Raw genomic sequence first — 20,239 nt, 5'->3', positions numbered from 1 at the left:
GCCCTGAAATAATCCCGCCATCTTGTCGATTACCCCTTGTAGGACCTACAATCGACCGCTACTCATGATGGGCACCACCCCCTTATCCCTGCTGTTGGTCGCAATGCTGGCGTTTGCCACGCCCGCTGCTCACTGCTGCGCTGCCCTGGCCGACGAAGCCCCCGACCAGTCCGACTCGACCCCGCTCCCGCCCTGCCATCCGCCTCAACCGCAACCGGCCGACAATAACACGCCCTGTAACGAGCCCGGCTCCGACTGCACCGACGCCTGCCAGTGCTCGCCACTGCTCCGCAGCGCCTGCAAGACCAACGACGCGCCGCCGCTGACCACCGCCCCCAGCTACCCTCAGCCGTCGGCCCCGACTGCCGCGCTACTGCCCATCGGCATGCACCCGCACACGCTTGGCATGCTCACCGCTTCGCCCGCGCCTGACGTTGGCTCACCGCCGACCGGCGCCCCATCTCTGCTCGCGCTGAACTGCCAGCTCACGCTCTGATTTACCTTTCTTGCGCAAGACGCGACATCGCGTCCGCGCTATCACACGAACAACGCCACCTGCCGGATCGCCGGATGCGCATCGTGCCATCCGCCGGATTGTGGTCGGCGAATCTTCGTGCACCTCGAAAGGACCACGCCCATGCTGCCTCATTCACACCCCCGTCGCGCCCTGTTCGCACTGCCCGCGCTGCTGCTGCCGCTCGCCACAGGCTGCGTCGGCCCCCTCGACAGCGAACGCTACGCCTTCGACCGCTGGCAGCAGGTGGACGATCGCACGCATCACACCGACCGCGCCACGCCCGACGAACAGCCCGGCGACCGCGACGCCGACCCCCGCCATGCCCTGCCCGCCAACCCCACACTCGACGACTATCTCGCTTACGCCGAGGCGCACCACCCCGCCCCCGCTGCCGCGTTCCATGAATGGCGCGCCGCCCTCGAACGTGTCCCCCAGGCCCGGGCACTCATGGACCCGACCGTGAGCTACCGCGTATGGGTTCAGCGCACCGGCGATCGCCAGGCCGTCGGCCTCAGCCAGGCGTTCCCCTGGTACGGCACGCTGCGAGCCCGCGGCGATGTCGCCATGGCCCAGGCCCTGGCCGCCGAGCAACGCTTCGAACAGCAGCGCCGCGCCGTCGCCGACGGCGTTCGACAGGCCTACAGCGACTACCTGCTCTTCGGCCTGTCCCTCCGCGTGCTCGAAGAAAACATCCGCATCCTCGAACACGCCATGGAATCCGCCGAGGCGCTATTCGAAGCCGGCGACACCCCCTACACCGATGTCATCCGCGCCGGCGTCGCTCTGGAGCAGACACGCGACGAACGCGACACGCTCGAAGCTCAGCGCACGCCCCTGATCGCCCAGCTCAACGCAGCCATCGGCCGATCCGCTCGCCACGATCTGCCCATGCCTACAACGCTCCCCCCCAGTTCGCTCGAAGCCGACGAACCCGCCCTGCTCGCCCGCCTCACCGAAAACAACCCTGAGTTGCAGGCCCTCGCCTTCGAAACCACCAGCCAACGCCACAACATCCGCCTCGCCCGCCAGAACCGCATCCCCGAACTCGCCCTCGGCGTCGACTACACCGACGCCATCGAAGCACGCGACACCGTCTCTGTCGTCGCCTCCATCAACGTGCCCATCTGGTTCCAGCGCACCCGCGCCGAGCGACGCGAAGCCCTCGCCGCCTTCGGGTCCGCCACACACCAGCGCACCCAACGCCTCAACGAACTCGAAGCCGAGCTGCGCCTCGCCTACGCCCGCTACCGCGACGCCGACCGCCGCGTGGCCGTCTACGAGCAGACCCTCGTGCCCATGGCCCGCGAGGCGCTCGAATCCGCCGAGGCCAGCTACGCCGCCGGCGAAAGCGTCTTCGAATCCGTGACCCAGGCCCAGCTCGCCCTGCAGGAATCGCAACTGACCTACGCAAACATCAGCGTCGACCGCTTCCAACGCCTCGCCGAAATCGAACGCATCGTCGGCCGACTCACCACCAACAACGCACCATCAACAAGAGAACCGCAAGATGACCACCCCAACCGCAGCCGATAACCGCCGTAAAGTGCGCCGCTGGCTTTTCGCTGGCGGCCTCGCGCTCGCCTTCATCGCCAGCTTCGTCGTCGGCCGACTCACCAGTCCCGGCGCGGACGGTCCGCACGATCACGACGCCGACGTGCATACCACAAACGACGTCACCGACGCTGGCCAAACGTACTACTGCTCCATGCACCCCGAGGTCCGCTCCGACGATCCCAACGACACCTGCCCCATCTGCGGCATGGACCTCATCCCCATGCCCGACAACGCCGGCGACGAGGACGACGGCGACCTCCCCATCCTCCGCTTAAGCGAACGCTCGCTCCGCCTGCTCGAAGTTCAGACCACACCCGTCGAGCGACGCGCCGCTGAGAAAACCATTCACTTCGTCGGCCAGCTCGACTACGACGAAACCCGCGTCACCGACCTCGTCGCGCGAAGCGACAGCTACGTCCATCGCCTGCACGCCAACTACCCATGGAAGCCCGTCGAGCGTGGCGACGTCATCGCCGAACTCGACAGCCCCGCCATCACCGCCGCCGCCCGCGAGCTGCGCCTCGTCCACCGCGGCGACCAGGGCCCGCGCAGCCAGTCCGCCCTCGACGCCGCCCGCGCTCGACTCGAACGCTTCGGCCTCACCGCCGACCAGATCGACCGCATCATCGACGCCGACGACCTGCCTCGCACTTACGAGCTACGCAGCCCCCTCACCGGCGTCATCGCCGAGCTCGACGCCCGCGAAGGCGACCGCCTCGCCGACGGCGACCGCCTCGTCCGCATCGTCGACCTCACCTCGCTCTGGCTCCAACTGCAAGCCTACGAATCCGACCTGCCCTGGCTCGAAGTCGAACAGTCCGCCGAGTTCACCGTCCCCACCGCGCCGGGCGAAACACACGACGGCACAGTTGCTTTCATCGCACCCGTCATCGACGACAACACCCGCACCGCGCGCGTCCGCCTCAACGTCGACAACCCGCAAGGCCAACTCCGTCCCGGCATGTTCGCGCGCGGCAAGGTTCACGCCCAGGCACACCACACCGACAACCCGCCGCTGCTCATCCCCGCCTCCGCCGCGCTGATCACCGGCCGCGATGCCGCCCTCGTCTACGTCCGCCAACCCGATACCGACCGCCCCACCTTCGAAGGCAGGCGCATTACTCTCGGCCCGCGCGTTAACGCACACTACATCGTCCGCGACGGCCTCGAAGAAAACGAGCACGTCGTCACCCACGGCGCATTCAAAATCGACAGCGAACTGCAGATCCGCGGCAGGCCGAGCATGATGGCCCGCGCCGAACTGTTCCGCGAACAGCCCGCCGTCGAGCTGACCGCCCTCGACCTCGACGCCGATTTGCCCGACGACGTCATCCCGTATCCGCTGGACGTCTGCCTCGTCACCGACCTCCCGCTGGATTCGATGGGCGGCCCCGTGCGCTTCATCCACGAAGACCGCGAAATCAAGTTCTGCTGCGACGGCTGCATCCCCCCATTTGAAGCCGACCCCGACGCCTACCTCCCCAAGCTTGACGACACGCAGCACGAGGACGCGCACAACCACTAACAGCTTCATTTAGCCGCGGGCCTCGGCCCGCGCTCTCCCCAGCAGTTCACTTAGACACATGAGCCATGAACGAAAAGAACCCCAACCCGCCGCGCACCTTGCTCGATCCGCTGCTGCGCTTCTGCCTTGAGCAGAAGCTCGTCGTCGCGCTCGTCGCATTGCTGCTGATCGCCTACGGCGTCGCCGTCGCGCCATTCGACTGGGACATCGACTGGCTCCCCCGCAACCCCGTCGCCGTCGACGCCATCCCCAACCTCGGCGAAAACCAGCAAATCGTCTTCACCGAATGGCCCGGCCGATCGCCTCAGGACGTTGAAGACCAGCTCACCTACCCGCTCACCGTCAACCTCATGGGCCTGCCCGGCGTTCGCGAAGTACGCAGCCAGTCCATGCTCGGCTTTTCGATGATCTTCATCATCTTCGACGACGACATCGAGTTCTACTGGTCGCGCAGCCGAATCATTGAAAAACTCAACAGTCTACCCGCCGACGCACTGCCCGATGGCGTCGCCCCCGCCCTCGGCCCCGACGCCACCGCGCTCGGCCAGGTCTTCTGGTACTCCCTCCAGGGGCACGACCCCGACGGCAACCCCGTCGGCGGATGGGATCTTCACGAACTGCGCGCCGCCCAGGACTGGTACGTCCGCTACGGCCTGCTCGCCGCGGAAGGCATCAGCGAAGTCGCATCCATCGGCGGCTACGTGCCCGAGTACCTCGTCGAAGCCGATCCCGACGCCATGCGCGCTTACAACGTCAACATGCGCGATCTCCTCGACGCCGTCCGCGAAAGCAACCTCGACGTCGGCGCAGGCGTCACCGAAATCAACAACGTCGAATACCTCATCCGAGGCGTCGGCTTCATCAAAACGCTCGAAGACCTCGAACGTGCTACCCTCGCCGTCCGCGACGACAACGTCCCCGTCCGCGTCGGCGATGTCGCCAACGTCAGCCGAGCGCCCGGCCCCCGCCGCGGCGCGCTCACCGTCGGCGGGGCGGAAGCCGTCGGCGGCGTCGCCGTCGTCCGCGAAGGCTATAACCCCCTCCAGGCCATCCACAACCTCAAAGACCGAATCGAAGAAATCACACCCGGCCTGCCCGCCAAAGTCCTCATCGACTGGGATCAGACCACCCCCCGCGATGTCCGCCACTTTGCCGACGCCCACGACTTCAACGCCTATGCCGACGCCGAGCTCGACCACGACGCCTGGCTGAACTTCCTCCGCAACACCTCGCGCGACGACTGGCCCGGTTGGATCAACATCAGCCAGCTTGAAGTCGTCCCCTTTTACGACCGCACGAACCTCATCTATGAAACGCTCGGCACGCTCAACGACGCGCTCGTTCAACAGATCCTCGTCACCATCATCGTCGTGCTCGTGCTCGTCATGCACCTGCGCAGCGCAATGATCATCAGCGCCATGCTCCCCCTCGCGGTGCTCATCAGCTTCATCCTCATGAAGCTTGTCGGCATCGACGCGAACGTTGTCGCGCTGGCGGGCATTGCTATCGCCATCGGCACGATTGTCGACATGGGGCTCATCGTCACCGAAAACGTGCTCAAACATCTTGCCGAAGCACGCGACGACGAACCTCGCCTCGACGTCGTCTTCCGCGGCGTGCGCGAAGTCGGCTCGGCGGTGCTCACCGCCATCAGCACCACCGTCGTCAGCTTCCTGCCCGTGTTCATGCTCACCGGCGAGTCGGGCAAGATGTTCATCCCCCTTGCGTTCACCAAAACCTTCGTGCTCATCGCTTCGATCTTCATCGCGCTGACCATCGTCCCCGCCGCGGTGCACCTGATCATCGCCGGCCGCATCACCGGCCGAACCATGCTGCGCGCCGCGCTGTTCGGCCTCGGCGTCACTGCGATCGCCATCGTCACGCTCGGTACGCTCCAGGACTGGGGCTGGGTCACGTTCGCCGGCGCATTGCTGCTGGCGGTCGTCTTCTATCACCTGCTCGAAGACGAGCTGCCCACGCTTATCCGCACGCTCCGGCCCGGGTGGGCACAACCAAGCGAACGCTTTGCCCGCATGCTCCGCCGCGCCGCCACATGGCTCGCCAGCGCGGTCGCCATCGTTGTCGTCGGCGTCATCCTCGCGCAAGTCTGGGAACCGCTCGGCCCCGAGCGCGGCTTCGTCCGCAACCTCATCTTCGTCACACTGCTCATCGGCGGACTGCTCACGCTCTTCTGGCTGTTCATGCTCGCCTACGCACACATCCTCCGCTTTCTGCTCGCGGTCAAAACCGCCTTCCTCATCATCCCCGTGCTCATGATCCTGCTCGGCCTATCTATCTGGCTCGGCTTCGACCGCACATTCAGCTTCATCCCCGCCGCCGTCGACCGCGCCGGCGGCGACAGCGACACCATCCGCTTAAGCGGCCCCTGGGTCTGGGCCAATCATGCCATGCCCGGCCTCGGCCGCGAGTTCATGCCACGACTCGACGAGGGCACGTTCCTCTGGATGCCCACCATCATGCCCCACGGTTCGATCGGCGAAGCACTCGACGTGCTCCAGTATCAAGACCTCGCCATCGCCTCCGTCCCTGAAATCGAAGGCGTCTACGGCAAGATCGGGCGAGCGGAAAGCGCACTCGACCCCGCGCCCGTCTCCATGATCGAAACCGTCATCGACTACAAAAGCGAATACATCACCGACGACGCCGGAAGGCGGATCAACTTCAAGTTCGACCGCGATACCAACGAACACGTCCGCGACGATGAGGGCGAAATCATCCCCGACCCGCGTGGTCGGCCGTACCGACAGTGGCGAGACCACATCAACAGCCCGCGCGATATCTGGAACGAGCTCGCCGCCGCCGCCGACCTGCCCGGCGCGACTTCGGCCCCGCTCGATCAGCCGATCAACATTCGACAGGTCATGCTCCAGACCGGCATGCGTGCGAGCATGGGCGTCAAGGTCCGCGCGCCTGACCTCGACACACTCGACCGCGTCGCGGTGCAGATCGAACGTTTGCTGCGCGAGTTGCCCAGCATCAACCCCAACACCGTCAACGCCGACCGTGTCGTCGGCAAGCCTTACCTTGAGATCCACCCCGACCGCGAGGCGATCGCCCGCTTCGGCTTGCGCATCGACGACGTGCAGCAGGTGATCCAGGCAGCCATTGGCGGCGAGGCCGTGTCCACCACCGTCGAAGGCCGGGAACGCTACCCCATCCGCGTCCGCTACGCCCGCGATATGCGGCAGGACATCGAAGCCATGCAGCGCGTCATGCTCCCCGCCGGCGATGGGGCACAGGTTCCGCTCGAACAGGTCGCCGACATCCGCTACGCCCGTGGCCCGCAGATGATCCGTGCCGAAGACACGTTCCTCACCGCCTACGTCACCTTCGGCGCGCAGCAGGGCCAGGCCGAGATCGACGTCGTCGAGCAGGCACGTGCTTATCTCGATGAAAAAATCGCCTCAGGCGAGCTTGCCGTGCCCGCCGGCGTGAGTTGGCGGTTCGCCGGGCGTTACGAACAACAGGTGCAGACGATGCAGACCATGCGCGTCATTCTCCCCGTCGCGCTGGCGATCATCTTCCTCATCCTCTACTTCCAGTTCCGCTCGACCGTCACCACGTTCATCGTCTTCAGCGGCATCGCCGTCGCCTGGGCGGGCGGGTTCATCATGCTCCACCTCTACAGCCAACCGTGGTTCGCCAACTTCGACGTCTTCGGCGTCAATATGCGCGACCTCTTCCAACTCCAGCCGGTCAACCTCTCGGTCGCGGTATGGGTTGGCTTCCTCGCGCTGTTCGGCATCGCGGTCGACGACGGCGTCGTGATGGCGACCTACCTCCGCCAGAGCTTCCGCGATCGCAAGACCGAGTCGGTCGCCCAGATCCGCGAAGCCGTCCTGCATGCCGGCCTTCGCCGTGTCCGCCCCTGCCTGATGACCAGCGCGACGACCATCCTCGCCCTGCTGCCCGTGCTCACCGCCACCGGCCGCGGCGCGGACATCATGATCCCCATGGCCATCCCCAGCGTCGGCGGCATGAGCCTGGTCCTCATTACGATGTTCACCGTCCCCGTGCTCTACTGCCTCGCCGAGGAAATCAAATGGAAGCTCAGACGACCTGCCGACACTGATTGATGCGCCGGTCATACGCCTTCGACTTGATGCGCCGGTCATACGCCTTCGACGGCATGACAAAGCCCACGGATTGCATCCGTGGGTGTCCACCCCCCGCCCCAAGGCGGACGGGCATTCGGCTTCACTGCGCTCGCGTCGAATAGATATGCGTCACGTACCCTTGTGGCGATTGAAGCAACTCCGCCTCCCGCGCCGCCGCGTGCGTCTGCCAACGCGCTTCGTCCACACCGCCCGCCGACGCCGTCGCGTCCGCCATCGCCACCGCCGGCGCGTCCATCACGCCTTCCGCGATTGCCACCGCCAGTTCCACCGCCCGCGCCGCGTCGATCACGCCCGGCAGCATGTCCGCTTCCATCTGATCACCATCCACAACCACGGCCTGACGCAGTACTTCCGCCACCTGCATCGGCGTCAGCTCCGGATTTGCCGCCACCACCAGCGCCGCCGCCGACGCCACAAGCGGGCTTGCAAAGCTCGTACCATTCCAGCGTGCATACCCTTGATTCGGGTACAAGCTCGTCACACCTTGCCCCGGCGCGACGAAATCAACGAACGAGCCGTGGTTGGAAAACGATGCCCGCTGCCCGTTGCGACCGATCGCGCCGACCGCGAGCACGCTTGGCTGACGCTTCCAATCGCCTTGATATCGCCCTTCATTGCCCGCAGGCATGATCACAACCGCCCCACGTTCCTGGGCATACCGCGCTGCCGCGTTCACCGAGTCCAGTTGCACGCCGCCGTAGCTGACATTGATCACCTGCGCCCCCGCGTCGGCGGCGTGGCGGATTGCCGCGTTGATGTCCGCCGTCCGCGCCCGGCCGTCTTCGCGATTGGTCACACGAATCGGCATCACCTGCGCGGTCCACGCCGCCTGGCTGATCCCCAGGGCATTGTTGGAGATTGCCCCGATCGGCCCAGCCGTGCCAGTCCCGTGTGACGTCAGGGCGTCCACCACATCGCTGCCGTCCACAATGTTGAACCCCGGCAGCATGTTCTCCGCCAAATCTGGGTGATCCAGGTCGAAACCCGAATCCACCACCGCCACCACCACCGGTTTCCGCGCCACATCCCGCGCTTCCAGCGCTGCCCACGCCGCGTCGAAACGCATCGCGCGCAGATACCACTGCTGCTCGTGCAGCGGATCATTGAATGGCAAACTGCTTCCTGAGCAGAAATTGGCCGTCAGTACGACAACCGCCAGAGCAAGGACAAATCGCACCATCTCGACAGTTCCCTTGTCGCACGCGAGGGCGGCCCCGCGGCAAAGGTGGCCCCAAATTTCAACAACTCGCCAAACCGCAACGGACGCTCCGCCCCTTAAAAGCCCCGTTCAACCTGTGCACTGACCGCACGGTCAACCGGCTTAGCCGGAGGGCATGCTAAGGGAAATGCTGAGTTGTTGTCAAAAATAACCCTACTACAAAACCGGGTTTTTTAGAAAATCCGGCTCACTCGGCAATACGTATGAATGACTGGCCTTCGGGCGGCTGACGAATGCGCTGCGGCCGATGTCGGCCGTACCCCGGCTAAGGCTCACACCGAGCGTGAATTCAGTGCGACCAACCCCGCTGTTGGGGACGTCACCGGATGGGCTTCTTTCGCATCGTCAAGTTTACTGTGTGGGCATGAAAAAACGTGGTCGGCCGAGGGGTGGACGGCTGGAAGCGTCGGCCAATCACGTTGAAGGACATCACGAAAACCACAGAAGGCCCGCCGCCCGGCTCCAGCCACGGCCGACCTGACGACAACACGGAGGTTGCCGAAAATGCACCTGAACACCACCGCTCCCATCACCCGCCCGATCCGCCTCAGGCCATTCCGCGACGATGATGCCAACGCTGTCGCAAGCCTTTTAGCCCAAAGCGAGCCTATGGTCGGTCCCGTCCCGCCCAATCCGCTCACCGCCGCCGACGTCGAGGCTGACTATTTCACGCAGCCGCCCAACCACCTCTGGATCGCCGAAATCGACGGCATCGTCGTCGGCGTCGCCGGCCTCCAGCACGAACAACCCATGATCGCGCGCCTTACACAACTCTGCATCGACGATGCATGGGAAGACGCTGATATCCCCGAGCAACTCCTGATCGCCGCCGTCCAGCACTGCCACTACTTCGGCTACCTCAAACTCGTCGCACAGACCACCTGGCCCACGGCTCAGATCATCAACCTGTTCGCCCGCTGCGGGCTCCGCTACACACGTCATCGCGGCGACATCGATGACGCCTCCTGCCTGCTGGAGTTCTACGTCGACCTCTACCGGCAAAACGGTCAGGCCCACTTCACGCCTGCGCCCCCTGCCAAGCCCGCGACTTCACGCCAGTCGCAGGCCGTTGCCCTGCGATGACCGCACCACCGCTCCAGCATTCTTGAAAAACAACCCCACAGGAGGGATTCAAATGCCTGCCGCCCTGCTTGTCGAGCACGACGAACGCGTGCTCGAGCCGTTGAGTCGCATGACCCAGCGACATGGCTACTCCAATCGCTGCGCCCGCTCACTCCAGGAAGCCCGAGACATGCTCCAGCAAGCCCCTGCCGACCTCGTCCTCCTCGACACCGCCCTTCCCGACGGCCCCGGCCTCGACCTGATCGACGACGCCCCCGACCACCACCAGCCCTTCGGCCAGCTCATCCTCATCGGCGAAGTCGGCGAAGATGACCGCCGCGTCGCCAACCTCAACACCCCAGTCCTCGCCTATCTCAAAAAGCCCATCGACCTCACACGCATCCAGACCCACCTTGAAGTCATCGCACAGGACACCGACGAACAGAACCACCAGGAAAACACCGACCACCACGCCGCCGCCGAACCCCCTACCAGCCGACTCGCCGCCTGCGACTACGGCCCCATGCTCGGCAACTCGCCCGCCATGTGTCAGGTCTACCACATGATCGCCCGCGTCGCCCCGACCGAGGCCGCCGTCCTCCTCGTCGGTGAATCCGGCACGGGCAAGGAACTCATCGCACAAACGCTCCACGAACGCTCCGCCCGCCACCAGGGGCCCATGATCCCCCTCAACTGCGGCGCCATCCCCGAAAACCTGATCGAGTCCGAGCTGTTCGGCCACGAAAAAGGCTCCTTTACCGGGGCCAGCCAGGCGCGACGCGGCGTCTTCGAACGGGCCCATCGCGGAACCCTCCTGCTCGATGAAATCACCGAAATGCCACGCGAACTCCAGGTTCGGCTCCTCCGCGTCCTGGAAACCGGCAAGATCGTCCGCGTCGGCGGCGAACGTGAAATCGATGTCGACGTCCGCGTCGTCGCCGCCACCAACCGCTCCCCCCAGCAGGCCGTGGACGAAGGCGTCCTCCGCGAAGACCTGCTCTACCGCCTCAGCGTCTTCCCCATCCACGTCCCGCCGCTGCGCGAACGCGAGGCCGACGTCGAACTGCTCGCCCATCACTTCCTCGCCACGTTCAACAAGCAGACCCGCACCAACAAACGCCTCCCCCCTCAAGCCATCCGCCAGCTCCGCGCCTACCACTGGCCGGGCAACGTCCGTCAGCTGCGCAACATGATCCAGCGCGCCCACATCATGTCTGACGACCTCGTCCGCCTCGACACGCTTCCGTTGCCCGATGCCGACACCACGGCCCCGCCCCAGTCGACCCGCCGGGGCGAGCTGAGTTTCAACGTCGGTGCCTGCCTCGCCGACGTCGAACGCGAGTTGATCTACGCCACCCTCCGCCACTATCAGGGCGACAAACGCCGAACCGCCAAAACGCTCGGCGTCAGCCTTAAAACCCTCTACAACCGCCTCAACAGCTACCGCGCCCAAGGCGACACCCCACCCGAATAGAGGCGTGACCTCTGACCTGTTGTCGATTAAAGCCCACGGATGGCCGTCCGTGGGCTTTTTCCTTCCCCGTCTCCCACCGAAAAACCCCATGCCAGAAACTACCCCCACCCCCTGCAACAAACACCTCACTGCCGCGTTCTACCTGTAACGACCGCTCTGGCAGCGGGCGTGTGATATGCATACGATGGGACTTTCTTGCCTCGCTGACAGGGCTACAAGCATGGTTCAACCGTTCACCCGCGCCCATTCCTGGCGGAGCGCGATGCTCGCAGTAAGCATCGCCGGGCTGTCGCTCGCGCCCGCGGGCTGCCGGTCCGCCGCCGACTACCGGGCCCAGGCCGACGACGTCGCCGACCAGATCATCGAAGCCAAGCAGACCGAAGGCCTCGGCCGCACGCAGCCGTTCACCATCGATTCCCCTGCCGACACGCTCCGCCGTCGGCTGATGCTTCGGCAGGACCTGCCCCATCGCAGTCCCGCCGGCCGCAACGTCCACGACGTCGAGCCGATCGACCGCTGGCCGGACCCGGACTACTTCCGCACGGAGATTGAGGCCGAGGTCGACGCGAGCCTCTCGCTGCCCGAGCCGGTGGTGCTCACGCTTAACGAAGCGCTCCAGGTCGCCGCCGCGAATAGCCGTACCTACCAGACGCAAAAAGAAAACGTCTACCGGTCCGCGCTCGCCCTCGACCTCGAACGCCATGCCTTCCGCCTCACCTTCGCAGGCCTGCTCGAAGGCCTTGTCGAGTCCGACCTCCGCGGCGACCAGACTGTTACCGGCGTCGAGGGCACCGCCATCGGCAGCGCGTCACAAACAATGCAGACCGGTGCCGCGATTACCTCGCGCATCGCTGTCGACCTCGTCCGCCTGCTCACGCAGGATCGCAGTTCATCAATGGGCTTGCAGTTCGACGCCTCGGTCTCGATCCCGCTGCTTCGCGGCGCAGGTCGGTTCATCGTCACCGAGCCGCTGACGCAGGCCGAGCGCGAAGCCGTCTACGCCATCTGGAACTTTGAGCGTTTCAAGCGTACCTTCGCGGTGAGCATTGCCAGCCAGTACCTCGGCGTGCTCCAGCAATGGGACCAGGTCGACAACGCGGAAGAGAACTACCGCGGACTGGTCATCGCCGGCCGCCGTGCCCGCCGCCTCGCCGAGGCCGGCTTTCTACCCGAGCTCCAGGTTGACCAGGCCGCGCAGGACGAGCTTCGCGCCCGCTCGCGATGGATCAGCGCCCGCGAGTCGTTCAACAGTCAACTGGACAACTTCAAGTCCACGCTCGGCCTGCCGCCGGACGCACACCTCACCCTCGAACGTAATGAGCTCGAACAGCTCGTCCAACTCATCGAGCGACGCCTCGCCCCCGCACGCGAGGCGTTGGCTGTCGCCGCCACCGACGAAGAAACCGATGACGATGGCTCGATGCCGCTGGACGCCCCCATCGATCTCGTCGAGCCCGACCCCACCGCGGGCGGCCCGTATGAAATCGAAGAGACACGTGCGATCGCCCTCGCATTGAACCACCGCCTCGATTTGTGGATCGCCGAGGGCGAAATTGTCGATGCACAACGACAGGTCGCCGTCGCCGCCGACGGCTTCCTCCCCGAGCTGACCCTCTTCGGCAGCGGTCAGTTTGGCGCTCGGCGGGGCATCAACTCCGCCAACCAGCCTGACGCCCGCCTTCGGCCGGAGCGCGGCGTCTATACCGCCCTGCTCGAACTCGACCTGCCGCTGGACCGCACCGCGGAGCGCAACATCTACCGCAATGTGCTCATCGAATTCGAACGACGCGTTCGCGATTACCAGGCCCAGGAAGACGAAGTCAAGCTGGACGTGCGAAGCGCCCTGCGAACGCTGCTCGAATCCCGCGAAGGCGTGAGCATTCAAGCCCAGGCCGTCGCGCTAGCCGAGCGACGTGTCGACAGTGCCGACCTGTTTCTTCAAGCCGGCCGCGCCGAAATTCGCGACCTGCTCGAAGCACAGGAAGCGCTCGTCGTCGCCCGCAACGCCCTGACCGCCGCGATGGTCAACTACCGCGTCGCCGAGTTGGAAATCCAACGCGACATCGGCCTGCTGGAAGTTGACAGCAACGGCCTCTGGCGCGAGTTCGACCCGCAATCGCTCAACGAAGACGACCCCAACCAAGCCGAGGGTTGACACCCAAGCCGAGGGCTGAGAAGCGAAGCGACGAAGCCACGGATCAGCAGCCCGCGCAATCGACAATTGCAAGTAACAACGGAGGCCACCCATGCCTGAGAATACAAACCAGAAGAGCAACCGCCCCAAACGCAAGTGGCGGCTCGCCCTTGCCGTGCTGATCGTTTTGCTGATCCCCGCCGTCGCCGCTGCGACATGGTTCGGCGCGCTGCGCAGCGATGATGACACGTTGCGCATCCCCACGTTCACCGTCGAGCAAGGGCCGATGACCATCAGCGTCAGCGAGTCCGGCACGATCGCCGCCCGCGACCAGGTCATCCTCTCCAGCGAAGTGGAAGGCCAGAACACCCTCATCTACCTCATTGAGGAAGGCGAACAGGTGGAAGAAGGCGACCTGCTCGCCGAGCTCGACGCCAGCCGATTTGAAGAGCAGCGTGTCAGCCAGCAGATCAGCGTGCAGAACGCCGAGGCCAGCCTCATCCGCGCCCGCGAGAACCTCGCCGTCACTGAAAGCCAAGGCCAAAGCGACGTTGAAGTCGCCGAGCTTGCTTACGACTTCGCCCAGCTCGATCTGAACAAGTACATCGAAGGCGAATACCCCAAGCAGATGGAAGAGATTCAGTCGCGCATCATGCTCGCCGAGCAGGAGCTCACCCAGGCGCAGGATCGCCTGAGCTGGTCCGAGCGGTTGTTCGAAGAGCAGTACATCTCGCAGAACGAGCGCGACAGCGATCGACTGACCGTCGAACGCCGCGAGCTCGACGTTCGCCTCGCCCGCGCCGACCTGGATCTGCTGGAAGCGTTCGCGCACGACCGCAAACTGCGCGAGCTGCAAAGCGACGTCGATCAGAAGCGTGCATCACTTGAGCGCACGAAGCGCCGCGCCTCGGCGGACAATGTGCAGGCCCAGGCTGAGCTGCGTGCCCGCCAACTCGAATACGCCCAGCAGAATGATCGCCTGGCACAGATCGAAGACCAGATCGCCAAGTGCGAAATCGTCGCGCCGCGTTCGGGCATGGTCGTCTACGCCACCAGCGCCCAGGCCGGCCGCCGGGGCAACCAGGAACCGCTGGAAGCCGGCCAGAGCATCCGCCAACGGCAGGAGTTGATCTACCTGCCGCAAAGCGGCTCGATGCGCGTCGAAGTGAAGGTGCACGAATCCAGCCTCGACAAGGTCCGCATCGGTCAGCCGGTGCGTGTGTCGGTCGACGCGTTGCCCGGCCGAACGTACACCGGGCGCGTGACGCGCATCGCCCCGCTGCCTGACGCGCAGAGCATCTGGCTCAACCCCGACCTGACGGTCTACAGCACAACGATCGCGCTCGACGACACGGGCGGCGAGCTTCGCACAGGCATGACCTGCCGAGCCGAGATCATCGTCGATCAATATGACAACGCGGTCTACGTGCCCGTACAGTCGGTGGTCCGCGTCGGCGAACTGCCCGTGGTGTACCTGCCCACGCGCGAAGGGCCCATGGCCGTCCCCGTGGAGATCGGCCTGGACAACAACCGCATGGTGCGGATCATCGACGGCATCGAGCCGGGCCAGCGCGTCATGCTCGCCCCGCCGCTCTCGCCCGACCGCGAGACCGTCGCCCGCCTCGCATCGCTTCAACCCCAGCCCGGTGAGCCCACCACCAGCGAAGAAGCCGCCATCACACTCGCGCAGGCCCCCGAGTCGGAGTCGCGATCGGACGATGACGACAGCGAGCAACGCCGCGGCCAGCGACGCGGTGGCGAAGGCATGAGCGACGAACAACGCCAGCAGATGCGCGAACGCCTCGAACAGATGTCGCCCGAAGAGCGCGAACAGGCCATGCAGCAGCGGCGCCAACGTCGCGAACTGCGACAACCACAGGACGACTGATCTCGCCGACGCTCCCATGACACAAGCCACCACCAACCCGCCGACCGCGCCCACCGACGCCGACCACGCCGTGGTTCTGCTCGATGAAGTGCAGAAGCACTACAAGATGGGCAGCGAAGTCGTTCGCGCCCTCAACGGCGTCAGCCTCACCTTCGAGCGCGGCAGCTTCTGGGCCATCATGGGCCCCTCCGGGTCAGGCAAGAGTACGATGCTCAACCTGCTCGGCTGCCTCGACCGCCCCACCGCCGGCCGATACCTGCTCGAAGGCACGGATGTCAACACGCTCGACGACGACAGACTCTCCGAACTTCGCCTGCGGCACCTCGGATTCATCTTCCAGAGCTTCAACCTCATCCCCCAACTCACCGTCAGCGGCAACATCGAACTGCCCCTGTACTACCTCGGCTGGACCGAACACGACAGCGCCGCCCGCGCCGCCGAGCTTGCCGAACTCGTCGGCCTCGGTGAACGCCTCGGCCATCGACCCATGGAACTGTCCGGCGGACAGCAGCAGCGCGTCGCCGTCGCCCGCGCGCTGGCCAACGACCCTGCCGTCCTCCTCGCCGACGAACCCACCGGCAACCTCGACTCAAAGACCGGCGACCAGATCATGGACATGCTCAAAGACCTCAACAAGCAGGGCAAAACCGTCCTCATGGTCACACACGAACCCGAAGTCGCGCAGCACGCCCCCAACCGCCTCTACATGCGCGACGGCGTCATCGACCGCATCGAACGCGATTGACCAACCCCCGCAAAGCCCAGGCATGGCCATGCCTGGGCTTTAACAACTCGAAACTTGAAACTTCCCATGCGTACCTGGCGTAACATCCGACTCGGCATCCGAAACCTCATGCTGCACAAGCTGAGGTCCATGCTCACCATGCTCGGCGTCGTCTTCGGCGTCGCCAGCGTCGTCGCCATGCTCGCGGTCGGCGAAGGCGCCAGCGCCGAAGCACTCGAACAGATCCGCAGGCTCGGCAGCCAGAACATCATCATCCACTCCACCAGGCCCGCCGAGGACGAAGGCGGCTCCGCGCAACGCGTTCGCATGAGCATCTACGGCCTGCTCTACGACGACCTCACACGCATACAGGAAACCTTCCCCGAAGTTGAACATGTCGTCCCCATCAAACAGGTCCCCAAAGAGGGCAGGCTCGGCCAACGCACCGAAGAACTGCGTGTCGTTGGCACCACCCCGCTCTGGTTTGATCTCGTCCAGCGCCCGCTCATCGCCGGCCGAACGCTGCGCGAAGCCGACATGAATACCTCCTCCAACGTCGTCGTCCTTACCGAATACGGTGCACGGCGACTGCTCGCCACGCAGAACGCCATCGGCCAGACACTGCGACTTGGCGGCGACGCATTCGAAGTCGTCGGCATCGTCCGCAGCGACGACGCCGATGCCGGCGGCATTCAAACGCCCGACGATCGCGTCGACGCTTATGTCCCGCTCAACACCGCACGTGAACGCTTTGGCGACATCGTCATCCAACGCACCGCCGGCGGCCAGCAGCGCGAAATGGTCGAGTTGCACCGCATCATCGCCCGCGTCACCTCCACCGACGACGTCGAACGCGCTGCTGACGGCATTGAGCGCATGCTCCAACGACATCACCGCCGACAGGACTACCGCATGGACGTCCCGCTCGCCCTGCTTCGACAGGCCGAGGCCACACGGCGAACCTTCAACATCGTGCTCGGCTCAATCGCAGGCATCTCCCTGCTCGTCGGCGGCATCGGCATCATGAACATCATGCTCGCCTCCGTCACCGAACGCACACGCGAAATTGGTATCCGACGCGCTATCGGCGCCAAACGCAGACAAATCGTCGGCCAGTTCCTCGTCGAAACTGTCGTCCTCTCCATGGTCGGCGGACTGCTGGGCATGGTCTTGGGCGTCAGCATCCCCGCACTAGTCACCTTCTTCGCCGGCATGCCTACTGTTGTCACCATGTGGAGCCTCGCCCTCGCCGTCGGCATCTCCGTCAGCGTCGGCGTCGTCTTCGGCATCTACCCCGCCTTCCGCGCCGCCAACCTCGACCCCATCGTCGCCCTTCGACACGAATAAACATAAAATCCAAACATCCAAAGCCCAGGCATCGCCATGCCTGGGCGTTAACCAGAACCCACACACCGCAAACCAGACCCCACCATGCCAATCTACGAATACACCTGCCAGCGCTGCCAAACCACCACCGAAGCCCTGCGCAAGATGGCTGACGCCGACGCCCAACTCGCCTGCGAAGCCTGCGGGAGCACGGACATCAAACGTCGCCACAGCACCTTCGCCACGCGAGGCGAAAGCTCCAAAGATGTGTCGCTCCCCATGGGCCCCGGCTGCGGCTGCGGCAATCCCCAAGGTCCCTGCAACATGCGCTGATCACCCTGCCGCGCGTGGCCGAGCGCGATCAAGCAGCATCATCGCATACTGCTCGATCTGCCGTGCCCGATGGGCCGCCGTATGCTCTGACAGCACACGCGCCCGCGCCCGCTCGCCAAGCCGACGACGGTCCGTCTCGCTTACGCCATTGAGATACTCAATCACCTGCTGCGACGATTCCGCGATCAGCACCTCATGCCCTGGCTCGAAGAACGTGCCCAGGCCTGGCCAATCATCGCTGATGATCGGCGTCCCGCACGCCGCCGCCTCGAACAGTCGGACGCTCGGTGAATACCCCGCCTCCACCATGTCTCGCCGCGTGATGTTCAACGTAAATCGCTGACAATTATAAAAACCGCAATGCTCGCCCGGCGGCAAGTGCTCCACACGCTCCACATTGCCCGGCCAAGGATAGTCATCCGGATACCGCGGTCCCACCACGATAAACCGCTGCCCCGGCATCCGACGCGCCGGATCCAGTAGCAGCCGATTCAACTTCGCAAGGCGGTCCCCGCTGTACGTACCCATGTACCCCAGATCCCACACCCCCGTTTCCGGGGTCGCCTCGTTCATCGCCGCAGCCGGATAGTACAGCTCCGGATCGACACAACAGTACAACGGCCGAGCACATGGCGAGCCATACTCGCGTTGCAAACGTTCCAATATCGGCCCGCCCGTAAACGAAAGATATAACGGATATCGGCGTACCAATTCCGAATCGATGTAACCATGCTCTCCATCCGGCAACCGCGCAAGCGTCACAGGCGTATCAATATCATAAAACGCTACACCCCCCCGTGCTTCCTCAAGCACCCACTGTCCGACCGCTACACCTTCCGGCACATATGAGCCAACCACCACCAGGTCCGCCTCTCGCACCTCCCGCGCATACTCATCCTTCAACGCCTCCACACTCGAATAAAGTGCTGTCCGCCCGTACGTCGGCGTCGGCAAGTCGCGGTTCTCGGCATACCAAGGCTTATCATGTTCGAGAAACAGCACCCGATGCCCACGCGCATCCAATGCCTTCATCAACGCCCGATAGATCGTCGCATGGCCGTTACCCCACGACGAAGTAATCGACAGTCCAAGAAATACAATATTAAGATTCAACCGTATCATCCTCTCCAAGTATCTCATGACGAACATAAAGCCCAGGGACGGCGCCCTCGGTATACCCGCATCACTTAACCACCTTATTCCCATACTGCCCTACCCCTGTCCGCAGCGCCCCACCGCGCGGCGTCGCATCAAGCACCGCCTCCAGTTCCGCTGCCCGATGCGCGTACGTATGCTCCGCAAGCACGCGCTGCCGCGCCGCCGTGCCTATCGCCCGCGCCGCCATCGGCGTCAACCGCAACAGGTGTTCCACCACCGCCTCGCCGTCGCGCGCCACCAGTATTTCTTCGCCCGGCTCGAAAAACTGCTCCAGTCCCGCCCATGCATCCGTGATCATGCACGCCCCCGCGCCCGCCGCCTCGAACAATCGCGTTGCAGGCGAAAAACCAAACCGCGCCATGCTCGCACGGCTGATGTTCAACACCGCCAACGGCGAACTGTTGAACGCGTTGTGATCATGCGTATACACATGCCCGAGATATCGCACGTTGTCGCTCACCGGCCGATCATGCCACCCATTCCCCCCCAGCAGAAAGCGATGCCGCGGCAACTGGCAGGCCACGTCGAAGAAAAACGCATCGACCCGCGCCTCACGATCCGGCAGTCGGTTCGCCAGCAACGCCAACTCCGCATCGAACCGCGTCTCCCCTCGGACCGGAAAATGCGTTTGGGGGTCCAGCGCGTTATAGATCGGCACACACCGCTTCGCCCCCAGCGCGAGATACGCGTTCACCACCGGCTCGCCCCCGCCATACGTCAGTATCAAGTCATACTTCGGCACCAACGGAATGAACGCATCGTCGCGATACTGCGTCAACCGTTCCAAGGTCGCCGGTGCATCCACATCCCAGAACGCCACCATGTTTCCCGCCCGCCGCAGTTCCAGTACCGCCGACTCGAGCATCGCATCGAACACCCCCACACCCGACGCCTTGACGACAAGGTCCGCCTGCCTCGCTTCTTCCAGACAGTGACGCAGTTCATCCGTGTCAGCCGCTGAATACACCACCACTTTCGCCCAATCCGGATCGTCAATGTCCCGGTGCGCCTGCCGATCAAATGCCGCCGGCTCATAAAACGTCACTCGATGCCCACGCTCGTGCAGCGCGCGGATGATCCCGCGGTAGTACGTCGCCGCACCGTTCCAATACGCCGACACCAGGCTCGAACCGAAAAACGCGATGTTCATACCTGTATGCATCAATTCATCCTCTTGCTTACGTAT

General features: G+C 64.6%; 14 protein-coding genes. 11 read left to right on the top strand and 3 right to left on the bottom strand.

From position 1 onward, the window contains the following. Positions 1 to 64: 64 nt before the first annotated feature. From ACERK3_13355 to ACERK3_13340, 4 genes are all read left to right on the top strand, one after another. Complete coding sequence (locus ACERK3_13355; protein MFA9479272.1) at positions 65 to 496, top strand: hypothetical protein; 432 nt, start codon at positions 65 to 67, stop codon at positions 494 to 496. 141 nt (positions 497 to 637) lie between these two features. After that, on the top strand, positions 638 to 2,050 hold the full coding sequence (locus tag ACERK3_13350; GenBank protein MFA9479271.1) for a TolC family protein: 1,413 nt from the start codon (positions 638 to 640) through the stop codon (positions 2,048 to 2,050). Beyond that, positions 2,025 to 3,596 (top strand): efflux RND transporter periplasmic adaptor subunit, encoded by a 1,572-nt coding sequence (locus ACERK3_13345; GenBank protein MFA9479270.1) that lies wholly within the window; start codon positions 2,025 to 2,027, stop codon positions 3,594 to 3,596. Before ACERK3_13350 ends, ACERK3_13345 begins: the two co-directional genes overlap by 26 nt. Before the next feature lie 65 nt (positions 3,597 to 3,661). Then, positions 3,662 to 7,693: an efflux RND transporter permease subunit gene (locus ACERK3_13340; protein MFA9479269.1), complete on the top strand. Its 4,032-nt coding sequence runs from the start codon at positions 3,662 to 3,664 to the stop codon at positions 7,691 to 7,693. Between the two features lie 121 nt (positions 7,694 to 7,814). On the opposite strand, the gene ACERK3_13335 is transcribed toward ACERK3_13340, so the two are convergent. After that, on the bottom strand, positions 7,815 to 8,915 hold the full coding sequence (locus ACERK3_13335; GenBank protein MFA9479268.1) for a S8 family serine peptidase: 1,101 nt from the start codon (positions 8,913 to 8,915) through the stop codon (positions 7,815 to 7,817). Positions 8,916 to 9,458: 543 nt separating this feature from the next. Here ACERK3_13335 and ACERK3_13330 point away from each other — a divergent pair. The 7 genes from ACERK3_13330 (at position 9,459) to ACERK3_13300 (ending at position 17,895) form a co-directional block, all read left to right on the top strand. Beyond that, positions 9,459 to 10,037, top strand: a complete 579-nt coding sequence (locus ACERK3_13330) for a GNAT family N-acetyltransferase (GenBank protein MFA9479267.1) — start codon at positions 9,459 to 9,461, stop codon at positions 10,035 to 10,037. Between the two features lie 52 nt (positions 10,038 to 10,089). After that, the gene (locus ACERK3_13325) at positions 10,090 to 11,490 is read left to right on the top strand and encodes a sigma-54-dependent transcriptional regulator (GenBank protein ID MFA9479266.1); all 1,401 of its coding nucleotides are present in this window, start codon (positions 10,090 to 10,092) and stop codon (positions 11,488 to 11,490) included. 220 nt (positions 11,491 to 11,710) lie between these two features. After that, entirely contained in the window at positions 11,711 to 13,645 is a 1,935-nt protein-coding gene (locus ACERK3_13320; protein ID MFA9479265.1) for a TolC family protein, read from the top strand. A gap of 91 nt (positions 13,646 to 13,736) precedes the next feature. Then, positions 13,737 to 15,512, top strand: a complete 1,776-nt coding sequence (locus ACERK3_13315) for an efflux RND transporter periplasmic adaptor subunit (protein MFA9479264.1) — start codon at positions 13,737 to 13,739, stop codon at positions 15,510 to 15,512. A 16-nt stretch (positions 15,513 to 15,528) separates the two neighbouring features. Beyond that, positions 15,529 to 16,257: an ABC transporter ATP-binding protein gene (locus tag ACERK3_13310; GenBank protein MFA9479263.1), complete on the top strand. Its 729-nt coding sequence runs from the start codon at positions 15,529 to 15,531 to the stop codon at positions 16,255 to 16,257. Between the two features lie 66 nt (positions 16,258 to 16,323). Next, on the top strand, positions 16,324 to 17,583 hold the full coding sequence (locus ACERK3_13305) for an ABC transporter permease (GenBank protein ID MFA9479262.1): 1,260 nt from the start codon (positions 16,324 to 16,326) through the stop codon (positions 17,581 to 17,583). Positions 17,584 to 17,667: 84 nt separating this feature from the next. Next, positions 17,668 to 17,895: a zinc ribbon domain-containing protein gene (locus ACERK3_13300; GenBank protein MFA9479261.1), complete on the top strand. Its 228-nt coding sequence runs from the start codon at positions 17,668 to 17,670 to the stop codon at positions 17,893 to 17,895. Here ACERK3_13300 and ACERK3_13295 read toward each other — a convergent pair whose 3' ends face one another. Both ACERK3_13295 and ACERK3_13290 read right to left on the bottom strand, forming a co-directional pair. Beyond that, positions 17,896 to 19,017, bottom strand: coding sequence for a glycosyltransferase (locus ACERK3_13295; GenBank protein ID MFA9479260.1), 1,122 nt, complete (start codon positions 19,015 to 19,017; stop codon positions 17,896 to 17,898). A 61-nt stretch (positions 19,018 to 19,078) separates the two neighbouring features. Continuing rightward, entirely contained in the window at positions 19,079 to 20,215 is a 1,137-nt protein-coding gene (locus ACERK3_13290; protein MFA9479259.1) for a glycosyltransferase, read from the bottom strand. Positions 20,216 to 20,239 lie beyond the last annotated feature (24 nt).

It is taken from the genome of Phycisphaerales bacterium AB-hyl4, assembly GCA_041821185.1.
Lineage (GTDB): Bacteria > Planctomycetota > Phycisphaerae > Phycisphaerales > Phycisphaeraceae > Natronomicrosphaera > Natronomicrosphaera hydrolytica.
The sequence above is the reverse complement of the archived record's forward strand: the minus strand, read 5'-3'. Positions and strand labels throughout refer to the sequence as shown.

Bases quoted from the DNA above. Each gene is read 5' to 3' on its own strand.
- ACERK3_13355 (MFA9479272.1), top strand. From the start codon at position 65: ATGATGGGCACCACCCCCTTATCCCTGCTGTTGGTCGCAATGCTGGCG.
- ACERK3_13350 (MFA9479271.1), top strand. From the start codon at position 638: ATGCTGCCTCATTCACACCCCCGTCGCGCCCTGTTCGCACTGCCCGCG.
- ACERK3_13345 (MFA9479270.1), top strand. From the start codon at position 2,025: ATGACCACCCCAACCGCAGCCGATAACCGCCGTAAAGTGCGCCGCTGG.
- ACERK3_13340 (MFA9479269.1), top strand. From the start codon at position 3,662: ATGAACGAAAAGAACCCCAACCCGCCGCGCACCTTGCTCGATCCGCTG.
- ACERK3_13335 (MFA9479268.1), bottom strand. From the start codon at position 8,915: ATGGTGCGATTTGTCCTTGCTCTGGCGGTTGTCGTACTGACGGCCAAT.
- ACERK3_13330 (MFA9479267.1), top strand. From the start codon at position 9,459: ATGCACCTGAACACCACCGCTCCCATCACCCGCCCGATCCGCCTCAGG.
- ACERK3_13325 (MFA9479266.1), top strand. From the start codon at position 10,090: ATGCCTGCCGCCCTGCTTGTCGAGCACGACGAACGCGTGCTCGAGCCG.
- ACERK3_13320 (MFA9479265.1), top strand. From the start codon at position 11,711: ATGGTTCAACCGTTCACCCGCGCCCATTCCTGGCGGAGCGCGATGCTC.
- ACERK3_13315 (MFA9479264.1), top strand. From the start codon at position 13,737: ATGCCTGAGAATACAAACCAGAAGAGCAACCGCCCCAAACGCAAGTGG.
- ACERK3_13310 (MFA9479263.1), top strand. From the start codon at position 15,529: ATGACACAAGCCACCACCAACCCGCCGACCGCGCCCACCGACGCCGAC.
- ACERK3_13305 (MFA9479262.1), top strand. From the start codon at position 16,324: ATGCGTACCTGGCGTAACATCCGACTCGGCATCCGAAACCTCATGCTG.
- ACERK3_13300 (MFA9479261.1), top strand. From the start codon at position 17,668: ATGCCAATCTACGAATACACCTGCCAGCGCTGCCAAACCACCACCGAA.
- ACERK3_13295 (MFA9479260.1), bottom strand. From the start codon at position 19,017: ATGATACGGTTGAATCTTAATATTGTATTTCTTGGACTGTCGATTACT.
- ACERK3_13290 (MFA9479259.1), bottom strand. From the start codon at position 20,215: ATGCATACAGGTATGAACATCGCGTTTTTCGGTTCGAGCCTGGTGTCG.